Source organism: Pedobacter sp. KBW06, assembly GCF_003852525.1.
Lineage (GTDB): Bacteria > Bacteroidota > Bacteroidia > Sphingobacteriales > Sphingobacteriaceae > Pedobacter.
In genome coordinates this window covers 1,661,477-1,681,612 of sequence record NZ_QAJL01000001.1, presented here as the reverse complement: position 1 = coordinate 1,681,612, position 20,136 = coordinate 1,661,477, and the positions used below count along the sequence as shown (strand labels likewise).

Sequence of the window (20,136 nt, the reverse complement as noted above, 5' to 3'; positions counted from 1 at the left end):
GTTAAAAAGAAACTTTTTGTTAGTAACGTTTTTGATTTGCCTTGGTTCTTGTAATAAGGTGGTTAAGAATGAAATAAACCAGAGTAATATGGAAGAAATAAATGCGAGTAACATTTCTGAGAAGATATTTAAGTCAGTAAAGCATTATCCGGAAGAGCCCTACTATTTTTTAGAGATAAAAAATATTTTGGGCTGTACATTTGAAATACTAGTGAATGACGTTCCAACCTTTAAGTTTTTTCAAGAGGACCAGGTAAGTGCAGAGGTTGACGTTCAATTGATGATTTTAAAAAGTGGGCCACAAAAGATCACTTACAAATTGTATCCGATAGGGAAACGTGAAAATGGAGATGTCATTGATAAGCTGCCAGACTGGACGGAAGTAGACCTAAACATCTTAAAAATTAACAAAAAGAAAGTTGATCCCTATATGAGTAAAGAGATTTTGCTTGAGCATCACAGCTTGAAGAAACCGGATGGCAAAACCTTTATTGCTGCGGGTGAAAACTATTATGAACATAGTTTTACTTTTAATGCACAGGTACCTTATGAAAATAAAGGCTGGAGCAATAGCAAAGATTTAAGGAAAATGGATCAAAAGGAGTTGCTTCAAAAAACAGAAGCAGCTTATCAGCAGGTATGGAATCTGATCAATGATAAAAAAGCAGATGATTATTTTAAGCTGACTTTTCACTCCCAGGCTGAAATTGGTCAAAGTGGTTATATCGGACAGGAAGAAGTTGATGATGTTGTCAGCGATGAATTATTTCCATTTAAAGAACCTTCTTATAAGATAGAACCCCTGGAAAATTATAAAATGGTACTTTACGGAGATGGTAAACTGGTTTGTTTAGAACAGAACAATACTAACCCTCTTTTGCGAAAGGAGTTTGTGCTATGGGGCAAATACAAGAACGAAAGCGGGAATACAAGAGCCAGGTTTACCGGTCTCTATCTCCATATACCGGAAGGAAAGACTGGGTTTGAAATCATTAGATAATTACGTTCGATGTTAATAAAAAAAATAGTTTGTGTCTCACTGATCGTATTGATCAATTGTTCCTGTAAAAATCCGGCGCCAATTCCATTTGATCTTTCCAACATCACTTTTAAAGAAAAGATCAGTGGTTTTTTGAAAGGAACAGGATTGAAACTTAAAGATGACCGGGCTACAAACTGGACTTATACCAATTATGGTGTGTTTGAAAGTTCGGATTCGAGTATTTTAAAATTTAACGGAGTGGACCTCAGTGGAAAACAAGGCGATTCCATCAATAGGGTAATCGTTCATTATGAACGCCGGGACAGTACCATCCGCCTGATTGAGCTGAAAGTCTTTTCTCAGCGGGAAATCAAAGCACTGGAAACTGCATTAGATACAAAACTGGGGAAAGCCCCTTTTCCTGATGATGCTTACACTACTGTTTTTTCTCCGCAGGTTAACTATTACAGGCGGGTTTGGGTAGATCCGAAAAATACCATTGGTCATTTCTTTACCAATGCGTTAAATGAGGCGCATCAGGAAGAAGCGAGACTGGCCATTCTGAACTATTCAGATGAGACTGCCTCTGAGCTTTCCCGGTTAAAGGGATATGCCACAAGTATCGGGAGCTATGCCCGTGATGCAACGAAAATTCTGCTTAAAACTAAGGGAAAATAAGCTTCAGAACGAATTCCTTAAAGGATTTTACTAAGTTTGAATTTTCCGTTCAGGGAAGTTCAAACTAAGTTCAGTGAAGTTCAAACTAATAAGATGGCAGATTTTCGATTAGAAGTGTTTTATACTGTAGCCAAGCGCCTCAGCTTCACCAAAGCTGCAGCCACGCTGTTCATTACCCAGCCAGCGGTAACGAAGCATATTCATGAATTGGAACAGCAGTATAATAACAAGTTATTCGAGCGTAAAGGAAATAGCATTCAGCTGACTTCAGCGGGCGAGTTATTGCTCAGTCATACGGAAACACTTTTTGCCATTTACCGGAACATTGATTTCGACATGAATTCCCTGGTTCATAAAAAGGAGGGCTCGCTGAGCCTCGGTGCCAGCACCACCATTGCCCATTACATCATTGCCCCTCTTCTTGCAGGATTCAAAAAGAAGTTTGAAGACATCCGGCTCAACCTCGTCAATGGAAATACAGAACAGGTCGAAAAAGCTTTACTCGATAAAGAGATTGATCTGGGGATTGTAGAGGGGAAATCTAAAAATCAGGAGATCAGTTATACGGAATTCATCAAGGATGAGATTGTATTGGTTTGCAGCAAAGATCATCCTCTGGCCAGAAAAGGGGTATTGGATCCGGAAGCTTTAAAATCACATGCTTTTGTGATGCGGGAGCAGGGGTCCGGAACGAGGGAGGTGATCGATCATGCGCTCAAAGAAGTCGGCCTGAAAATGTCCGATCTGAAAATGGAGATCCAGTTGGGAAGTACGGAAAGTATCAAATCTTATTTGATGAACTCCTCCTGTCTGGCCTTTATTTCCATTCATGCACTGAATAAAGAACTGCAAAACGGAAGCCTGCACATCATAGACATTGCCGGGTTAAGCATTGAACGTTACTTCTATTTCATTCATCTTCAGGGAATTTTGGACGGTTTGTCGGAAGTATTCCTGCGTCATGCCCGCTTGTCCTATAACCTGAAGTAATGGGAGATTAATATTAGCAATTTGACCCGCAGGGCCATGATCCGGACCTTTGTTCCAACAAATGGAAGAGATTATGGAACTGAGCCTGAATACCCGAAAAGTCGTTTTTTTATTAGCCGCATTGTTGTGCCTGATGCCTTTTATGTCGCCACCACTGGCACTGTTGATGGGATTGGCCCTCGCACAGCTGATGAAACACCCTTACCTTCATCTGAATCAAAAAGCAACCAATTTATTATTGAAAATTTCCGTGGTAGGATTGGGCTTTGGAATGAATGTGTTTTCGGCGATCCGCGCTGGTGGCGAAGGCTTTTTATTCATGGTTGTTTCGATTTTTGGGGTGCTGGTTCTGGGTTTCATCCTAGGTAAGGTTTTCAAAATAGAAAGGAAAACCTCTTTTCTGATCTCATCTGGAACGGCGATTTGCGGTGGGAGTGCTATTGCGGCATTGTCGCCGGTAATGAAGGCAGGAGAAAAAGAGATTTCCGTTTCTCTTGGCATTGTCTTTATCCTGAATTCTGTTGCCTTATTCCTCTTTCCGGCAATAGGTCATTTACTGGGATTATCCCAAAGCCAGTTCGGCATGTGGTGTGCCATTGCCATCCACGATACGAGCTCTGTGGTAGGTGCGGCCAGTAAATACGGAGAGCAGGCCTTACAGATCGCAACTACAGTGAAACTTGCCCGTGCCTTATGGATTATCCCTGTAGCACTGGGAACAGCTGTTCTTTTTAAGAGCAGCCAGCGTAAAGTTCAGCTCCCTTATTTTATCGGTTTATTTATCCTCGCCATGCTGGCCAATACTTTTCTGCCTTTTGTGAAACTGATGGCTCCTTACCTCGTGATGATTGCCAAATCAGGCTTAACCCTAACTTTATTCCTGATTGGCAGCGGGCTGTCTTTTAAAGTGATCCGTATAGTTGGTGTAAAGCCCTTTTTGCAGGGATTGATCTTATGGGCTGCCATTTCCTGTGCTTCACTCTGGGCAATTATGAGCTTCGTTTAACAAAAGAATGTGTTTTTGTCTAGGATAAAAGCAATAAATAAGGGAAATTTAAACTATTAAATTCAACCTTTATCCAGCGCGTTATGCAGAAGAACATGATTACTTTTCGCTTTTTGAGCGAACCCGGAGATGTAAATTTTGGTGGGAAGGTCCATGGTGGGGCAGTGATGAAATGGATTGACCAGACCGCTTATACCTGTGCGGTGAAATATAGCAGTCAGTATTGTGTAACGGTGTATGTTGGGGGAATCCGCTTTGTCAATCCGATTCATATCGGCGACATTGTAGAAGTTCAGGCCAGAATTCTTTATACCGGAAGAACCAGCATGCACATTGGTGTAGACATCATGACCATCAATCCCAAGACAAAAATGGAAACCAAGGCAACCCATTGTGTGATTGTCTTTGCCGCGGTAGATGATGCAGGGAAAACTGTACCTGTTCCGGAATGGGTTCCTGAAACAGAAGAAGAGAAAGCCCTTCAGAAATATGCGATTCGTCTGGCGGATATGAGGAAAGAGATCAATCAGGAAATGCAGTATTATTTTAACGAATAAGCTGCTTTTAAATGCCGGGTATTCTAATTAAGAATGCCTCTATATTGTTTTATTTAAGCGCTTCCTGTTCACAAATCCTCTTTTTTTAACCAATTTTGAGTAAGCAGAAAAGACATGACCCAGAACGATTATATCCATATTTACGACAGAGATTTACAGCGGTTGATCACCGAAATGGAAGCCTATACCGATCCGGAGGAAATCTGGTTGGTTGCGCCAATGATCAGTAACTCAGCGGGGCATCTTGCCCAGCACCTGATTGGAAATTTAAAGACTTTTGTGACCGAGCCACTTGCCGGTTTTCCTTATCAGCGCGACAGAGATGCGGAGTTTAACTCCAGAAGGTTCAGCTACGAGGCTTTGCTAAAAGAGCTTTATGCGCTGAAAGCCGAAGTTGTGGAAAGCATTAAGCGCATTGACGATTTACAAGCTCCTTATCCTAAGTTGATCAAAGACGTATATGAAGGCCAGACGATTGACTTTATGTTGTGTCATTTACTGGCTCATCTGGCCTATCATACCGGTCAGATCAACTACCACAGAAGGTTGTTGGGTACCGCGGTTATTCCAGCTCAAAAATAGCCTGGATCTCCACTGAAGAATTCATTGGCAGGGAGGATGCACCAACAGTAGCCCTGGTATGCATTCCGCTCTCGCCAAGAATTTCAACCAGCAGGTTGGAAGCTTCGTTCATCAGCAGGGCATGTTTGGTGTATCCTGCAGGAGTGTAAAAGAAACCGGTTAACTGTACGGCTTGTTTCACCTGGTCCAGGTCTCCGCCTGCTGCCTGTTTTAATACCGCAAGAACGTTTAATAAAGTCTGGCGGGTGGCAAGTTTAGCCTGCTCCTCGGTCACTTCAGTACCCAGGATTCCAGGGTGTTCTACCTTTCCTGCTTTTAAAGCAATCTGATTGATAAATACCTGTTTGCCTGAAATCCTGAAAGGTTTATAATTTCCAACCGGTGCAGGGGCATCCGGAAGTACAATGTTTAATTCTTTTAACCGGGCTTCTATACGGCTCACTTTTGGCGATGATGGTGTTAATGGAGCAGGAGCAATCTCTGCTTTTGTAAGCTGATATCCTTTTGCCGCTTTAGCCAGGGCATATCCCTGCAGTGCTGCAATGTGTAATTCTCCTTTTGAAGGCCTGTCGCCGGTTGCACCGGCAAGGGAAGAAGCACCAAATACCGTGTTTCCCTGTGGAATAGATTTGTCTATTTCTGAAGTACCCATGATTCCCGGAGATACAATCGTCATTCCATGTACCGCAAGGGTATTCCAGAAAGACAGTATCGCGCCTTCTCTGCCTGCGCCGCTTCCTGCAGACATAAATACCGTGGCTGGTTTTCCTTCCAGCTTATGGGCGGTCCAAAGCCCAACCGACTGGTCCAGGAAGTAACGCATGTCTGCAGACATGTTTCCGAAATGAACAGCAGAGCCAAAGGCGATCCCATCATATTCGGCCAGTTCATTGATGTTGGCATACGGAATGTTGCCAAAGACTTGTTTTGCTTCGTTCTCCAATGGCTTAATTCTGGGAACCTGTTTCAATATGGCTTTGGCTCCGGGAAGCTTTTCTATTCCGGCGGCGATCTCTCTCGCCATTTTATAGGTTCCACCGCTTTCTGTATTGAACAGGACGAGGACCTTTGTTTCTGAGTTATGATTGGTCATTTTGCTTTGTGCTTTTAATAATGAACAGCTAAACAGTGACAGGAATATTAAAATGCCTGTTTTGATGCGCATTGAGTTTACAGAATCCATGTGATTATTGATTTAATATTTATAAGCACAAAGGTCCGGAAATGCAGCTGTCTTTAAATGTCTATATTTGCCAATAACATGTTAATATACGACAAATGGATAGAGCGAGGTTTTGTCACTTAACCGTTGATGCGGTACAAAAAGAGGCTTATGTATGGCATGAGGCCGATTGGAAGTTTTCCGACGAATGGCATGCCCATCACATGGGGCAGCTGATCTTTGTAGAAAAAGGCGTGCAATACCTGCATACTGCGGAAAGGACTTATCTGCTGCCTACACATCATTGTGCCTGGATTCCTCCCGGGCTGGTCCACCGGACATCCAGCCCTGTGAAGCAGGTTTATCTGCGTTGTATCTTTTTGAGTAAAACAGCAAATGACCCTTTTTTCCAGGAACTCAATATCTTTCATACCTCTAAGGTATTGCGGGAAATGATTCTTTTTACCGAGCAATGGTCCCGTTTGGAAGAAGAGGATGTGCTGGAACTGGATTTCCTGAAGGCATTGATTGGGATTTTACCCTTAACCTTCAATGCTGCCCTGCCTTTGGTGCTTCCGGTTCCCCGGGACCCACGGATTGCCAGTATGATTGATTACCTGACAGACTGTGTGGAAAGCGGAGGGGACATGGCAAACGAGCTCAAAATACCGGAGGTTGCAAAGCGGTTTAACCTTTCTGCAAGAACAATGGAGCGGCTTTTTAAGCAGGATATTGGAATCACCGTGGCCGGATATATCAAATTGTATAAAGTGATAAAAGCGGTAGAATTGCTTTCTGTATCGGGAGAGAACGTAAAGAGTGTCGCGATGAAGGTTGGGTATGACAGTGTTTCTACCTTTAGCAATACCTTTTATAAAGTGCTGGGCCTTCGTCCACAGGAAATGATGGTGTCTTAAGCTACATTTTGATGCCCCTTGCCAGTCATGGCGGGGAAGCGGTAAAAAATGGCCGGGATGCGGTGCAAATAAAAAAAGGGTTGAGCGGAAATTTCCGCTCAACCCTTTTATGAGGAGAGTTGTTGAATTATTTAGCCGGTACAGCTGGTTTATTGACTTTCGAAGGATCGTAATTTAATCCCGGGGAGAGCCAGTATAAAAGTACCATTCTGGAATAGCGGTAATTGAAAGGAGAGAAAAGAAATACCCCTATCAATAGAATGCCGACATAATACCATAGGTTTTCATAAGTCAGTGGTAAGCCTAACACGTAAGCGGCAACGCTCATGGAGATCATTTCTGCAACATTCATGGCATAGCTTACGAACATGGCTACATAAAAGTATCCGGGTTCACGTTCGAACTTCAGGTCGCAATGCGGACAACGTTCGTTCATTTTCTGCACTTTGAAGCCATAAGTTGCTCCGGTGAAAACATTACCTTCTCTACATCTCGGGCATTTGGAATGTGTAATGCCATACCATTGAGAAACGTGTGGTGTATGATTTAATTGATCTGTGCTGCTCATATCTGTGTGTTTTAATTGTCTTGTTTTCTGAATTTATCCGGTGTTGCTCCAACCTGTTTTTTAAAGAATTTGATGAAGTAGGAGTGGTCACTAAAAGCGAGTTTCTCCGATATTTCAGCGATAGAGAGTTCCATGTTGATCAATAGTCGCTTGGCTTCTAAAATTACCCTGTCGCGAATCAGCTGCCCTGCAGGAACACCCAGAAGGTCGTTGCATAAAGCATTTAAATGGTTCGGGGTAATGTATAGTAACTCCGCATATTGTTTAGGAAACCTCAATTCAATAAAATTGGTTTCGATTAATTTTTTAAAGCTCTTCAACAGGGTTTGGTTGTAGGAATTGGTTTGGGTCTGCTGCTTTAAGCTGAGGCCCCTGGATACCTGAATAAAGATGTTTAACATTAGGATCCTGACCAGGTCAGCATCGAAGGCACGCGCTTCCTTTCCTTCATTGAGGATCTCTTCAAAGAGGGCCGCAACTTTCTCCCTTGCTTCATTGGGCAATACCAATACTGCATCTCCGGAATGTTCATCAAAAAAGCTGAAGTTCTCCAGGTATAAGGGGTTGTATAAAAAGGATTTGAAGTAATCTTCAGAAAAATTGATGATATAACCTTCTACTTCCGTGTTAAAAGACCAGCTGTGTACCTGTCCCGGGGTCATAAAGTAAATCAAACCGGGCATGACCGGGTAATTCTGAAAATCTATAGTTTGTGTTCCGCTGCCACTGGTAAAATAAACCAAATGGTAAAAAGAGTGGCGGTGTGCGGAATGTAAGTGTAAATACTGTTTAGAATAATGCCCAAATCTGCTGACAAGGATACCGGCATTTTTGTATTCCTCAAAAGTACTGATGTCGTAAACAGGGATGTCATTTTTCATATACAAAGATACTTCTTCCCCCTGATTTATAAGCGGTATTAATTCTTTATAAAATGGTACTATTTACTGATTTGTTTTCTGTTGCTCTTGTCGGATCGCTCAGATTAGGCCTTTATCTCCTCCTTTTGTGGTGTTTTTAATTCCGGAGCCGTTTTTTTAAATACCCAGTACTTTTGTAAAACATAGTTGAAACTCAAAGAAACGATGATATCTACCATGATTCTTGTGATCTTGTAATCGAGATGGAGCCAGTTGGTAAAAAGCCAGGTGCCCGAAGATTTCAGGGCGATACTTCCGGCCACCACGAAAATGAACTTTGTCAGCTGATCGCCCACAGGAGAGGTATGTGCTTTATCGGCATTAAAGGTCCAGTAGCGGTTGATGGAGAAGTTTGCAATGGCCCCTATAATCCCGCCAATGGCGATGGAAATGGTATAATGGATGTGCAGGAGCTCTGTACAGAGGATCATGGTGCCATAGTCCAGCATGCCACCGGAAAATGCCGAAACCTGTGCTTTGGCAAAAACATATACAGATTTCATGATGCTCATTAGCTGGCTTTTTTCTTTGCTTCCCGCTCGGCCTTATCCCTGATGTCGCCAAGCTTTAATAACTTCCGGGTATCGATGAAATTAATGATAAATAAGGTAATACAGATGATCGCGGCAAAATATTCTATTAAATGGCCGAAGAAGACTTCCATAATAATGATCAATGCGAGGATGATCCTGATCTCGGTAGGGCCAACCAGGCCTGCATCAATGCTATAAATATCGGTGATTTTGTAGCGGAGTTGCGAAATGATCATCGCCCATCCGTAAAGGACCACAAAAATAAAGGCAATGAGTTCATATTCATTTCTCGCATAAACAAGGTAGCCTAAGCCAATCAGCACTGTACTGACCCAGTCCATGATGATGTCTAATGAAAATCCATACCATTTGCGGGGGATATTTCTGTAATAGGCGATCCTGCCGTCCAGTGAATCACCAAACCAGTTAATGGCCAGGCCCAACACACCAAGCAACAGGTATTCTCTGCTGAGATAAGTGGCAAGGATAAACCCGGTCAGCACCAATACCGAACCTGCAGTACCTATAAAGGTGAGCATATCTGAAGTAATAAAGGAAGGAACCCGTTTCACGAGATAGGAAATGGTGCTTTGCTCTACACCGCTTAATATATTAGTTCTCTTTCTATCCTGGAATATTCTTTTTAAAATACTGTTGTCGCCGGTTACCGGGCGCACTTCTTCTCTCAACTTGTTTTCTTCCATTCAGGCTTTATAAAAATATTCTTTTTGAATATCCCGCAAAAATATGTAAATGAATCCTGACTTAAAGGAAAAAAAAGTTAAATGTTAGGTAGAAGTAGCAATTGCATGACTGAAATTCTTCGATTTGTAATTTTTTTTCATAAAGTCTATGAAATTAGTAGTCTTTATTATATCTTTGCTGACAGTAACTGTTCTTACATTTATTTACTTATCCAGAAAGACTGAGGGAAAGGCCCTGTGATGTCTTAGCAACCTGTTGAATAATAAGGTGCTAATTCCTGTCCGCAAGATTGCGGAAGAGATAAGTTGTTTGAAACCCATGCTTGTGGTTTCTCTTAGACTCATCCATTGCCTTATTTCTCGAAGCTGATTAAGTAGATTTTTATTAATCTATTAAACCCATTAACATGAGAATTTATCTAGACAACGCTGCAACAACACCTTTAAACAGAGAAGTATTTTTGGCCATGGAGCCTTACTTATTTGAAAACTTCGGTAATCCTTCTTCTTCTCATTTCCATGGGAGGGAAGCAAGAGTTGCCATTGAGCAATCCAGGGGGATCATTGCAGATTTGTTAAACGCGACGCCGCGCCACATCGTTTTTACCTCAGGAGGCTCTGAGGCAGACAATACCGCCATTCTTTCGGGCATCCGTGCCAATAACATCCGGCTGGCGATCACTACTCCTTTTGAGCATCATGCGGTACTTCATACCCTGAAAGCATTGGAGAAGAACGGAGAAATCCGGATCGTTTATTTGAAACACGATGAAAGAGGGAATATTTCCCTGTCTCATCTCGAACAGCTGATTGCAGCCAATGAAAGGGCCTTTGTTTCGGTGATGCATGGAAACAATGAGATTGGAAACCTCAATGATATCGAATCTATTGCTTCGGTCTGTAGAACGTACCGGGCTGTTTTTCACTCAGATACTGTTCAGTCTATGGGCCAGTACCGGTACGATACCTCCTCTTTAAATGTTGATTTTCTGGTTGGGTCTGCACATAAGTTTCATGGACCGAAAGGAATCGGTTTCCTGTACCGGAATACCGCTCATGAATTACAGCCATTGATCCATGGAGGTGCTCAGGAATATAAGCAACGTGCAGGAACAGAAAATGTAACCGGAATTGTGGGATTAGCGAAAGCATTGGAAATTGCCTACCGGAACCAGTCGGCCAGCCAAAAACATTTAATCAAACTGAAGGAAAGAATGATTTTTAAGCTGACAGATAAAATTCAGGGAATTTCCTTTAATGGGAATTCAGCACAAAATCATGGAACATTAAATAGTGTCCTGAGCGTGTCTCTTCCGGATTTGCAAAGTGGGATCAGTCCGCTTCATTACCTCGATCAGCATCAGATCTCTGCCTCCGGAGGCAGTGCCTGTAACAGTCATTCCGGTGCGGGATCACATGTGCTTTCTGCCCTGGGTTATGATTTCAGCAGACCAACCCTCCGTTTCTCCTTTAGCCGTTACAATACGGAAGAAGAAATCGACTATGCCGTTGAAAAATTGGCTGGCCTGTATGTCAGGGAGTCATCGCTGGAAAGGGCTGAAGCATATTTGTAGAGAAAGGACTGACTGTTGCTCCCAAAAAATAATTGAATTTTGGGGGCAATGGTCTGAATTTTTTACCTCGCTTTTTTTAATTCGATTACGGTAATCTCCGGCCAGATGCCGACCCTTCCGGAGAAACCCAGAAAGCCGAAACCTCTGTTGATGTTCAGGTATCTGCCATTTTCTGAGGCAATGCCTGCCCAATGCGCATATCTGTATTTTACAGGGCTCCATTTGATCCCAAAGGCTTCCATCCCGAACTGCATTCCATGCGTATGACCGGATAAGGTGAGGTGGATTTTTGAAGGCCATTTTTTTACTTCCGCATCCCAGTGTGTCGGATCGTGAGAAAGCAATACTTTAAAACTTTGTGGATCAACGCCCTGAAGTGCCTTTTTAAGGTCCCCACGTTCGCCAAATCCAATCCCCCAGTTTTCAACCCCTGCAAGAATGATCTTTTGGCCATCCTTTTCGAGTTCCACATGCTCATCCAGCAAGAGGCGGTAGCCCATTTCTCCATGATGTCTTTTTAAATCCTGCAGGTTGGCTTGTTTAACGGAATCGTTTTCCCATTTCACATAATCTCCATAATCGTGATTTCCAAGGATGGAAAACTGCCCATATGGTGCTTTTACCTGTGAAAAATGTCCCATCCATGGCAAAATTTCTTCCGCTTTATTATTCACCAGGTCTCCGGTAAATACAAATAAATCTGAGTTTTGTGCCTTAATCAGGTCGATCCCTTTTTGCACCGCTCTGGCATTCTTAAAGCTGCCTGCGTGTACATCTGAAATCTGTGTAATGCGGAAACCATCAAAATTTTCCGGCAGGTCTTCGAAGTATAAAGTATGTTTAATTACCCGGTAAGCATATTTTCCTTTAATGATGCCATACAGGAAAATGAGTACTGTGATCCCAAAGAGGAGCAGGCCAAACTCCACCCAGTAGACATTTCTTGCTCCTCCGGTAATCAGGCGGTAGCCATCCCCAAGGAATAAGACAATGATAAAGACGAGTTCACTGGCCAGTAAAACCAAAAAGGTATGGGTGGTGATTTTAAAGAAGATGTCCATTCCATTGTCCCGCATCCTCTGAATGGAGTAGGCGAGGGCAACAGTAATGAAAATGATAAAGCCCCAAAAAACAGGGCTGAGCCAGCTGCTGAGGGTTAAGGTCTGGATTCCGGAGAGCACATACCAGTTGAGCAGAAAGACGAATGCAGTGATAATTGCAAAGGGTAAAAGATTGATTTTTCTCTTCATAGAAATTTAAAACTAAATAAATGTACTGCATCATCATTGATTTAATGCAGCGGGGCGCCAATTTTACATTGCCAGGAGGATTGAACTGAGGCTAAGTTCGTACCAGTCAAGGCTTAATAAGGAAAAATGACTGCTTTTTGTTTGCGCTGGAAGTAAATTAACTTGTTGTAATACAGTTTATTGCATATTTTTTACAAAAGCAATGTACTACTAAACCTATATACTTTATATATTTGCTGTATGAACCAAACAATTTACAACGGAAATCTGATGTTTACCCACTGCATGTGTAGGTAATGATTTTGGCTGTAGAGAATAAAAATATTTAAAAGCTTCTTCAGTCTCCCAGACAGAAGGAGCTTTTTTCAAATAAGACCAAACGTACTATGCAAAGTTTTAGAACAGAGTTAGAAAATCCTGTCGTAGAAAAGGATATCATTGATCTGGAGAAAAAGATCAGGGACTTCCGCGAAGGGAAAATCCATGAGGAGAAATTTAGAAGCCTGCGTTTAGCCCGCGGTGTTTACGGACAAAGACAGCCGGGTGTGCAAATGGTGCGCATTAAACTGCCCTTTGGAAAAGTAACTTTTAAACAACTCTTACGCATTGCTGATGTTTCTGATGAGTATGGAAGTGGAAACTTGCACTTAACCACCAGACAGGACATTCAGATTCATTACGTGAGCCTGGACAGAACGCCTCAATTATGGCAGGAGCTGGAGCGCGACGATGTAACGATCCGGGAAGCTTGCGGAAATACGGTCAGAAATGTAACCTCTTCGCCGGATTCCGGAATTAACCCGAACGAGTTGTTCGACGTTTCTCCTTATGCCCATGCTTTCTTCACTTACTTCCTGAGAAATCCGATTTGCCAGGAGATGGGGAGAAAGATTAAGTTTTCTTTCTCTTCTGATGAAAAAGATACGGCATACAGTTACATTCATGATCTTGGTTTTATTCCTAAAATAAACGAAAAAGGAGAACGCGGTTTTAAAGTGATGCTGGGTGGCGGACTGGGTGCACAACCTTTTCTGGCCAGCTTTGTACACGATTTCCTTCCGGAAGATCAGATCATTCCTTATGCAGAATCTGTATTGAGGGTATTTGACCGTTATGGAGAACGGAGCAACCGCAATAAAGCACGTCTTAAATACCTGGTTCAGAAACTTGGTCTGGAAGAACTATTGCGTTTAATTGACGAAGAAAGAATTGCCAATAAATCCAAGTCTTATCCGATCGACAGAGATGCGGTTCCTTTACCGGAACCTCCGGCCTTGCTGGAATATCCTTATCTGGATGTGATCGAGACCCTGGATTACCAGCACTGGCGTGCGACAAATGTGGTGGAGCAAAAGCAAAAAGGCTTTTATGGCGTATATGTTAAGGTTCCGATCGGAGACATCAAAACGGACCGTGCGCGTAAGCTGGTGGAAGGAATTTCCCCTTACGTTGCCGACGAAATCCGCATCACCCAGAACCAGGGTTTATTATTGAAATTTGTTAGAGAAGGTGCTTTACCTTCTTTATATTTAGCACTGAAAGCATTGGATTTTGCAACCCCGGGATTTGACAGCATCGGTGATGTGACCACCTGCCCGGGAACAGATACCTGTAACCTTGGGATTTCCAACAGCATGTCGCTATCGGTTGCGCTGGAAGAAGTGATCTATGAAGAATTCCCGGAACTGATTTATGATAAAGAAATCAAGATTAAGATCAGCGGATGTATGAACTCCTGTGGTCAGCATGGACTGGCACATATCGGATTTCATGGCAGCTCGGTAAAAGCCAACGGAAAAGTAGTGCCTGCAGTGCAGGTGATGCTTGGTGGTGGTACCGTAGGTGACGGGATTGGAAGAGTGGCGGAGCGGGTGATTAAAGCGCCTTCAAAACGTGCAACAGCGGTGCTGAGAACTATTCTGAATGATTATGCCGATAATGGGGAAGCAAGCGAAAGCTTCCACCATTATTACGACAGACAAGGGAAGGATTATTTCTATCAGTTGTTAAAACCACTGGCAGACCTGACCAACCTGAAAGATGAAGAATATGTAGACTGGGGACATGAAGAGATCTTTAATACTGCTATCGGAGTAGGAGAATGTGCCGGAGTGGTGATTGACCTTGTTGCGACTTTGTTGTTAGAGGCAGGTGAAAAGCTGGAGTGGGCAAGGGCCTCTTATGCTGCAGAGGCATGGTCTGATGCGATCTACCATACCTATGCCGTCTTTGTAAACAGCGCTAAGGCGATGTTACTGGATAAAGGAGTCAGCAGCAGCACACAGATCGGTGTGATCCGTGAGTTTGATACAAATTATGTGGAAACAGGAGAGGTTGAACTGAAAAGTACCTTTAATGAACTTGTCCTGCAGATCAACAAGAACGAGCCCTCAGAAGAATTTGCTGCGGCTTATTTAAATGAAGTGGAGAATTTTTATAAACAGATTACAGCAAAAAGAGAGGAGAAAATCTAATGATCACTCAAAATATAAACCCTAAAGAACCCAGGATTACCCTGGTAGGTGCCGGACCTGGTGATCCTGAACTGATCACGATGAGGGGTGCCAATGCCTTGAAATCTGCAGATGTTGTACTCTACGATGCCTTAGTGAATGAAGGGATCCTGGACTATGCAAATCCGGATGCGATCAAGGTCTATGTAGGGAAGCGCTCGGGGGAACATTCTTATGCCCAGGATGCGATCAATAAGCTGATGGTCGATTACGCCATTAACTACGGACATGTGGTGCGCTTAAAAGGGGGTGATCCCTTTGTCTTTGGCAGGGGATATGAAGAACTGGATTTCGCGGCAGGTTACAGCATTCCGGTAAGTGTTGTTCCAGGCTTATCGAGCTCGATCTCGGTACCCGGTTTACAGCAAATTCCGGTAACACACAGGGGCCTGAGTGAAAGCTTCTGGGTGGTGACAGGAACCACGACTTCAGGAAAGATCTCCAACGACCTATATGAGGCGGCGAGGTCTAAAGCAACAGTAGTGGTGCTGATGGGGCTGGGCAAGCTGAAAGAGATTGTGAAGCTTTTCCAAAACGAAGGGAAAGGTCAGCTTCCTGTTGCGGCGATTCAAAGCGGGTCGACGGAAAATGAGAAACTGGCCATCGGCATTGTCGATACCATTGTGGAAGTAGTGGAAGAAAAAGGGATTGAAGCTCCTGCATTGCTGATTTTTGGAGAAGTAGTATCGCTACATCCTTCTTTTCAGCCAATCAGGGAATTTTTCAACGCGCTTAAAGAGGAACAATAAACCATATGGAAGGCAACCAATTATTTCCTGTCTTCATCAAGTTGAATACGATACATACGTTGCTGATTGGTGCCGGACCGGTGGGACTGGAGAAATTGTCGGCCATATTAACGAATAGTCCGGAAGCGAGGGTTACGGTGATTGCGCTGGAGATCTTACCCGAATTGCAGGAGCTGGCCAAAGGTTATGAAAAAGTAAAGCTATTCCAAAGGGCATTTGAGCCTGCAGATCTGGATGAGGCAGACCTGGTGGTTGCGGCAACAAATAATGATGCACTCAACCAGCAAATCAGGGCAGAAGCAGACCAGCGGAACCTCCTGGTGAACTTTGCAGATAAGCCTGAGCTCTGCAACTTTTACCTGGGCTCCATCGTAAAAAAGGGCGACCTGAAAATTGCGATCTCCACCAACGGAAAATCGCCAACCATTGCAAAACGATTGAAAGAGGTGCTGAATGATAACTTGCCGGAAGAACTGAACGATACGCTGCAGCAAATGCAGGCATTGAGAAATACGCTGAACGGGAACTTCAGCTCGAAAGTTAAAAAGCTGAACGAGGTGACGGCCATCCTGGTAAAACAGAAAGGAGAAGATAAAGTAAAGAAAAACTTCAAATGGCTGATCTGGACTTCGATTGTCTTTTCTTTTGCAATTGTCATCGCTGCTTTCTGGAATAAAGAGCCTGAATTTCAGGCCTATATATCGCAACTGAACCCTATGTTTTACTGGTTCCTGATTGGTGGCTTTATCTTTGCAATGATCGATGGTGCCATTGGAATGTCGTACGGGGTGACCTCTACTTCCTTCTCTCTGGCCATGGGTGTTCCACCTGCCTCGGCCAGTATGGGAGTCCATTTATCAGAAATATTAAGTAACGGAATCGCCGGATGGATGCATTACCGTTTTGGAAATGTAAACTGGAAACTATTTCGAATTTTATTGGTTCCAGGAATCATCGGGGCAGTGACAGGAGCTTATTTACTGTCTTCCCTGGAGCATTACAGTCATTATACCAAACCATTGGTTTCCTTATATACGCTGATTTTGGGAGGGGTAATTCTTTCCAAAGCGTTTAAGGTAAACCGTAAACATAAAGACCCGAAGGGTAAAATTAAAAAGATCTCTTTATTGGGATTGTTTGGTGGATTTATTGACGCTGTTGGTGGTGGTGGATGGGGATCCATCGTGTTGTCGAGCTTAATTGCAGGAGGAAGAAACCCAAGATTCTCTCTTGGAACGGTAAAGATTACCCGTTTCTTCATCGCCCTGATGAGCTCGCTGACCTTTATCACGATGTTGAACGGCGCGCATTGGGAAGCGGTTGCAGGTTTGGTGATCGGGAGTGCTTTGGCATCGCCGATTGCGGCAAGGGTTTCCAATAAGATCTCCGTGAAGACGATCATGGTGTCGGTAGGCGTGCTGGTGGTTTTAGTCAGCCTTCGCAGCATCATCAATTTTATCCTTAAACTCGTATAGTCATGAAAGTAGATTTAGCAGAAATAGCAGCACAAATAAAAGATAAAGATCCTGTGGAAGCGCTGAGGTATTTTGCCGGTACTTACCCTGGAAAAATTGTTTTCTCTACCAGTTTCGGATGGGAAGATCAGGTGATTACACACATGATCTTTTCGAATGATATTCCCATCGAAGTGTTTACGCTGGAAACCGGCAGGCTGTTTCCCGAAACCTATTATGTATGGAACCGGACCCTGGAGAATTATAAAAAACCGATCCTGGCCTACCATCCTCAGGCAGAAGCCTTGCAGGAAATGGTCAATGCCAAAGGACCAAGCAGCTTTTATGAAAGTGTAGAAAATAGAAAAGAGTGTTGCCATATCCGTAAATTGGAGCCATTAAAACGAGCACTTAGTGGTAAGGATTGCTGGATTACCGGAATCCGGTCCGAGCAGTCCCTAAACAGACATGATATGGCCAATATAGAATGGGATGCACAAAATGAGTTGTTAAAGTTCCATCCCATCTTCTTCTGGTCGCTGGAAGAAATAAAAGCGTACATTAAAAAACACAATATCGTATACAACACCTTGCACGATAAAGGATTTCCGAGTATCGGATGTGCCCCTTGTACGAGAGCGGTACGGGAAGGCGAAGATTTCAGAGCCGGACGCTGGTGGTGGGAAGATCAATCAAAGAAAGAATGTGGTTTACATGCCACTTCGTAATTAAACGAAAATGAGTAAGTATAATTTAGATTATTTAGACGAACTGGAGGCCGAGGCGATTCACATCTTACGTGAAGTAGCAGGGCAATTTGAAAAGCCAGCATTGTTATTCTCCGGAGGTAAAGATTCCATCACCCTGGTGAGGCTTGCTGAAAAAGCATTCCGTCCGGGAAAGTTTCCTTTTCCATTGGTGCATATCGATACCGGACATAACTTTGAAGAAACCATCGATTACCGTGATAAAATGGTAGCGCGACTGGGCGAAAAACTGATTGTTGGCCATGTTCAGGAATCTATTGACCAGGGGAAAGTGGTAGAGCAAACAGGAAAAAATGCCAGCAGAAATGCATTGCAAACGGTAACGCTTCTGGATACCATTGCCAAACATGGCTTTGATGCCTGCATCGGTGGTGCAAGAAGGGACGAGGAAAAAGCAAGAGCCAAAGAAAGAATCTTCTCGGTAAGGGATGAATTCGGACAATGGGATCCTAAGCGTCAGCGCCCGGAGCTTTGGAACATCTATAACGGGAAGATCCATAAAGGCGAAAACGTGAGGGTATTCCCAATCAGCAACTGGACAGAACTGGATGTATGGAACTATGTGAAAAGAGAAAACATCGACCTTCCTTCCATCTATTTTGCCCATTACAGGGATTGTATCACCAGAAACGGACAACTCATGGCAGCCTCTCCATTCCTGAATATGGACGAAGAAGATATTGTCGAAAATAAGAAAGTCCGTTTCCGTACGGTAGGAGATATGAGCTGTACTGCAGCAGTAGAATCTGAAGCAGACGAAATAGGAGATATCATTGCCGAGATCAGTGCATCAAAAATTAGTGAACGTGGAGCCCGCATGGACGATAAAGTATCCGAAGCTGCTATGGAAGACCGCAAAAAAGGAGGGTATTTTTAATGAATTTATTGAAATTTTTTACCGCAGGAAGTGTGGACGACGGAAAGAGCACGCTTATCGGAAGATTGCTTTACGATACGGATTCTATTTTAGCCGATCAGCTGGAAGCCTTACAGCAATCCAACCGCAAAAATGACGATGGAACAATTGACCTTGCCATTTTAACAGATGGGCTAAGAGCAGAGAGAGAACAGGGAATTACCATTGATGTGGCTTACAAATATTTCCAGACTGACAAGCGTAAGTTTATCATCGCTGATACCCCGGGCCATATTCAGTATACCCGAAATATGGTTACTGGTGCGTCTACTGCTAAACTGGCCATCATCTTAATTGATGCCAGAAATGGAGTTGTAGAGCAAACCATCAGACATTCCTATCTTGTTTCCTTGCTTGGCATTGAACATGTTGTAGTGGCCCTGAATAAAATGGACATGGTAGATTACAGTGAAACGGTATTCAATGCCATCACTGAAAAATATAAAACGCTTGCTGCCGACCTGAAATTAAAAGAAGTGACCTTTATCCCGGTAAGTGCCTTAAAAGGGGATAACATTGTTCATGAATCTAAACATATGGACTGGTATCAGGGACGTAGTTTATTGCACTTCCTCGAGACTGTAGATGTAGAAGATCAGCAAAGCTATAACCTCGCGAGGATGCCTGTTCAGTGGGTGGTGCGTCCACAAACTGATGAGCTTCACGATTACAGAGGTTATGCCGGAAGAGTGCTGAGCGGTTCCTTTAAAGTAAATGATAAGGTAACGGTATTGCCATCAGGAAGCAGTTCTGTAATTGAGCGAATTGAAATCTTTGACCAGCGACCGGAAGAGGTGCATGCCGGACAATCGGTTACACTTCACCTGAAAGACAATGTAGACATCAGCAGGGGCGATGTATTGGTCAATGCAGATCATTTGCCGCAGAACTCTAAACTTATCGAAGCAGATGTTTGCTGGATGGATACGCGCCCTTTGGATGAAAGCATTACTTACCTGTTGCAACACAATAGTAAGGTGACTAAGGCGAAGATCAATGAGATCATTTACAAGGTTGATATCAATACTTTGGAAAAGGAAAATGCAGTTGATTTTAAGCTCAATGATATAGGGCGTGTAGTGGTTAAAACTGCTGACGAGCTTGCTTTTGATCTTTATACTGACAATAAGGCGAATGGCGCGGCGATTTTGATTGACAGCAGAACGAATTTGACGGTTGCGGCGCTGATGTTCAGGGCAGTAGCGGACTAAGGTGTATTGCTTTTTGGTAATATTGGTTTTTAGCGGTGTTACTTTTTTGGATTGTTACTTTTCAGCAATGTTATTTAGTCGTGATATTGGTTTTTAGCAGCGT

At 43.3% G+C, this 20,136-nt stretch carries 20 protein-coding genes and 1 riboswitch; of the genes, 14 read left to right on the top strand and 6 right to left on the bottom strand.

The window, feature by feature from the left end; all coding sequences use genetic code 11:
- Positions 1-88 precede the first annotated feature (88 nt).
- The 6 genes from DBR43_RS06705 to DBR43_RS06680 all read left to right on the top strand — a co-directional run bounded on the left by DBR43_RS06705 (position 89) and on the right by DBR43_RS06680 (position 4,795).
- A complete protein-coding gene (locus tag DBR43_RS06705; protein ID WP_124579097.1) occupies positions 89-1,000 on the top strand; it encodes a hypothetical protein in 912 nt (303 codons plus the stop codon).
- A 9-nt stretch (positions 1,001-1,009) separates the two neighbouring features.
- Positions 1,010-1,660: a hypothetical protein gene (locus DBR43_RS06700; RefSeq protein ID WP_124579095.1), complete on the top strand. Its 651-nt coding sequence runs from the start codon at positions 1,010-1,012 to the stop codon at positions 1,658-1,660.
- A gap of 93 nt (positions 1,661-1,753) precedes the next feature.
- Positions 1,754-2,650, top strand: coding sequence for a LysR family transcriptional regulator (locus DBR43_RS06695; protein WP_124579092.1), 897 nt, complete (start codon positions 1,754-1,756; stop codon positions 2,648-2,650).
- Positions 2,651-2,711: 61 nt separating this feature from the next.
- Complete coding sequence (locus tag DBR43_RS06690) at positions 2,712-3,656, top strand: YeiH family protein (protein WP_124579090.1); 945 nt, start codon at positions 2,712-2,714, stop codon at positions 3,654-3,656.
- A gap of 83 nt (positions 3,657-3,739) precedes the next feature.
- Positions 3,740-4,213, top strand: coding sequence for an acyl-CoA thioesterase (locus DBR43_RS06685; protein WP_124579088.1), 474 nt, complete (start codon positions 3,740-3,742; stop codon positions 4,211-4,213).
- Positions 4,214-4,327: 114 nt separating this feature from the next.
- Entirely contained in the window at positions 4,328-4,795 is a 468-nt protein-coding gene (locus tag DBR43_RS06680; protein ID WP_124579086.1) for a DUF1572 family protein, read from the top strand.
- Here DBR43_RS06680 and wrbA read toward each other — a convergent pair.
- Positions 4,776-5,888, bottom strand: coding sequence for an NAD(P)H:quinone oxidoreductase (gene wrbA, locus DBR43_RS06675; protein WP_233602893.1), 1,113 nt, complete (start codon positions 5,886-5,888; stop codon positions 4,776-4,778). The genes DBR43_RS06680 and wrbA overlap by 20 nt on opposite strands.
- Before the next feature lie 185 nt (positions 5,889-6,073).
- On the opposite strand from wrbA, the gene DBR43_RS06670 reads away from it, so the two are divergent.
- Positions 6,074-6,874 (top strand): helix-turn-helix transcriptional regulator, encoded by an 801-nt coding sequence (locus tag DBR43_RS06670; RefSeq protein WP_124579084.1) that lies wholly within the window; start codon positions 6,074-6,076, stop codon positions 6,872-6,874.
- 127 nt (positions 6,875-7,001) lie between these two features.
- On the opposite strand, the gene DBR43_RS06665 is transcribed toward DBR43_RS06670, so the two are convergent.
- From DBR43_RS06665 to DBR43_RS06650, 4 genes are all read right to left on the bottom strand, one after another.
- Positions 7,002-7,442, bottom strand: a complete 441-nt coding sequence (locus tag DBR43_RS06665) for a DUF983 domain-containing protein (RefSeq protein WP_233602891.1) — start codon at positions 7,440-7,442, stop codon at positions 7,002-7,004.
- 11 nt (positions 7,443-7,453) lie between these two features.
- A complete protein-coding gene (locus tag DBR43_RS06660) occupies positions 7,454-8,323 on the bottom strand; it encodes an AraC family transcriptional regulator (RefSeq protein ID WP_124579082.1) in 870 nt (289 codons plus the stop codon).
- 104 nt (positions 8,324-8,427) lie between these two features.
- Entirely contained in the window at positions 8,428-8,874 is a 447-nt protein-coding gene (locus DBR43_RS06655) for a GtrA family protein (protein WP_124579080.1), read from the bottom strand.
- The gene (locus DBR43_RS06650; RefSeq protein ID WP_124579078.1) at positions 8,874-9,599 is read right to left on the bottom strand and encodes a CDP-alcohol phosphatidyltransferase family protein; all 726 of its coding nucleotides are present in this window, start codon (positions 9,597-9,599) and stop codon (positions 8,874-8,876) included. Before DBR43_RS06650 ends, DBR43_RS06655 begins: the two co-directional genes overlap by 1 nt.
- 205 nt (positions 9,600-9,804) lie before the next feature.
- A riboswitch (SAM riboswitch) is annotated at positions 9,805-9,907 on the top strand.
- Between the two features lie 99 nt (positions 9,908-10,006).
- Between DBR43_RS06650 and DBR43_RS06645 the strand changes: the two genes are divergently transcribed.
- Positions 10,007-11,173 (top strand): cysteine desulfurase family protein, encoded by a 1,167-nt coding sequence (locus tag DBR43_RS06645; protein ID WP_124579076.1) that lies wholly within the window; start codon positions 10,007-10,009, stop codon positions 11,171-11,173.
- Positions 11,174-11,235: 62 nt separating this feature from the next.
- Here the strand turns inward: DBR43_RS06645 and DBR43_RS06640 are convergent, their stop codons facing one another.
- The gene (locus DBR43_RS06640) at positions 11,236-12,423 is read right to left on the bottom strand and encodes a metallophosphoesterase (protein ID WP_124579074.1); all 1,188 of its coding nucleotides are present in this window, start codon (positions 12,421-12,423) and stop codon (positions 11,236-11,238) included.
- A gap of 386 nt (positions 12,424-12,809) precedes the next feature.
- Here DBR43_RS06640 and DBR43_RS06635 point away from each other — a divergent pair, with 386 nt between their 5' ends.
- From DBR43_RS06635 to DBR43_RS06610, 6 genes are read left to right on the top strand one after another with little or no spacing between them, the layout of a single operon-like run.
- Entirely contained in the window at positions 12,810-14,897 is a 2,088-nt protein-coding gene (locus tag DBR43_RS06635) for a HEPN domain-containing protein (RefSeq protein WP_124579072.1), read from the top strand.
- On the top strand, positions 14,897-15,685 hold the full coding sequence (gene cobA, locus DBR43_RS06630; RefSeq protein WP_124579071.1) for a uroporphyrinogen-III C-methyltransferase: 789 nt from the start codon (positions 14,897-14,899) through the stop codon (positions 15,683-15,685). Before DBR43_RS06635 ends, cobA begins: the two co-directional genes overlap by 1 nt.
- A 5-nt stretch (positions 15,686-15,690) precedes the next feature.
- Positions 15,691-17,160: a TSUP family transporter gene (locus DBR43_RS06625; protein ID WP_124579069.1), complete on the top strand. Its 1,470-nt coding sequence runs from the start codon at positions 15,691-15,693 to the stop codon at positions 17,158-17,160.
- A 2-nt stretch (positions 17,161-17,162) separates the two neighbouring features.
- Positions 17,163-17,867 (top strand): phosphoadenylyl-sulfate reductase, encoded by a 705-nt coding sequence (locus tag DBR43_RS06620; protein ID WP_124579067.1) that lies wholly within the window; start codon positions 17,163-17,165, stop codon positions 17,865-17,867.
- A 10-nt stretch (positions 17,868-17,877) separates the two neighbouring features.
- Positions 17,878-18,783, top strand: coding sequence for a sulfate adenylyltransferase subunit CysD (cysD, locus tag DBR43_RS06615; RefSeq protein ID WP_124579065.1), 906 nt, complete (start codon positions 17,878-17,880; stop codon positions 18,781-18,783).
- On the top strand, positions 18,783-20,033 hold the full coding sequence (locus DBR43_RS06610) for a sulfate adenylyltransferase subunit 1 (protein WP_124579063.1): 1,251 nt from the start codon (positions 18,783-18,785) through the stop codon (positions 20,031-20,033). The genes cysD and DBR43_RS06610 overlap by 1 nt, the downstream gene beginning before the upstream one ends.
- Positions 20,034-20,136: the final 103 nt, after the last annotated feature.